Origin of the sequence: Endozoicomonas sp. ALC013 (assembly GCF_049310205.1) — a bacterium.
GTDB lineage: Bacteria > Pseudomonadota > Gammaproteobacteria > Pseudomonadales > Endozoicomonadaceae > Endozoicomonas.
This window is the reverse complement of record NZ_JBLYNS010000373.1, coordinates 1-1,420: the sequence shown is the minus strand read 5'-3', so window position 1 is coordinate 1,420 and position 1,420 is coordinate 1. Positions and strand designations below refer to the sequence as shown.

At 53.2% G+C, this 1,420-nt stretch carries 1 protein-coding gene; it reads left to right on the top strand.

Translation table 11 applies throughout. The annotated features are described in order from the left end of the window. The coding region (locus ACO6V1_RS23910) for a DUF1601 domain-containing protein (protein ID WP_422469092.1) at positions 1 to 1,420 on the top strand (1,420 nt) is incomplete at both ends.

Genomic DNA, 1,420 nt, shown 5'->3' with positions numbered 1-1,420 from the left:
ACACTGCCCCGGGGCGTAATGAATTTTACCATTCTTCTTTCACACGCTCTTCTCAACATCTACAGTACCGTTCAGTAAACCCTGCTCAAAATTTTAATGCGCTCATCAAACAGGAAATAATGGATGACCTGATGAGTAAATCGGATCGTTTCGGTCATCGCTATGATGGGAGAGATCACGGTCGATATGCCAGTTCAATTAAAAAATACACGTCAGCTGTTAAAAGACCGTTAAATCGAGCGGAACAAAGCCAGCTGCTGCGCTTGCTGCAAAATTTCACAGCAACACGGAGCTGGAATTGGCGAAGCCTGACGACAACACTTCATTCATTGACTTCAGCGGGTGTTTTTACCCCTCATAACCCCATGGATGAACGCGTAAAGCTTACTCAAGCTAACTTATTGTCAACGCTATTGGATGCAATAATATTTATCCTCAACCAAAAACCTCAAGCCAGGGGCATTGATGCCCAGGGAATCGCCAACCTGCTATGGGCCATGGCGAAACTGGCGGACAACGGGCAGAAGCGAACACAAGAGCTCAACGAGGCCGTGGCCGCGCTGTTGTTCCACGTGAACACACAGAAAGACCTGTTTAATTCTCAGGGTATCGCCAACCTGCTGTGGGCCATGGCAAAACTGGTGGACAGCGGGCAGGATCGGACACCAGGGCTCAATGAGGCCGTGGCCAGACTATTGCCCGACGTGAACGCACAAAAAGCTCACTTTAAACCACAGGAAATCGCCAACCTGCTGTGGGCCATGGCGAAATTGGTGAACAACGGGCAGGAGCAGACACCAGGGCTCAACGAGGCCGTGGTCGCGCTGTTGCCCCAAGTGAACGCACAGAAAGCTAATTTTAAACCACAGGAAATCGCCAACCTGCTGTGGGCCATGGCAAAACTGGTGGACAACGGGCAGGAACAGACACCAGAACTCAAAGAGGCCGTAGCCGCGCTGTTGCCCCACGTGAACGCACAGAAAGCTCACTTTAAACCACAGGAAATCGCCAACCTGCTGTGGGCCATGGCGAAACTGGTGGACAACGGGCAGGAGCAAACACCAGTGCTCAACGGGGCCGAGGCCGCACTGTTGCCCCACGTGAGCGCACAGAGAGCTGACTTTACAGCACAGGGTATCGCCAACCTGCTGTGGGCCATGGCGAAACTGGTGGACAACGGGCAAAAGCGAACACCAGAGTTCAACGAGGCGGTGGCTGCGCTGTTGCCCCACGTGAGCACACAGAAAGCCAACTTTACACCACAGGGTATCGCCAACCTGCTGTGGGCCATGGCGAAACTGGTGGACAACGGGCAAAAGCGAACACCAGAGTTCAACGAGGCCGTGGCCGCACTGTTGCCCCACTTGAGCGCACAGAAAGACCAATTTATTCCTCAGCATATCGCCAACCTGCTGTGGGC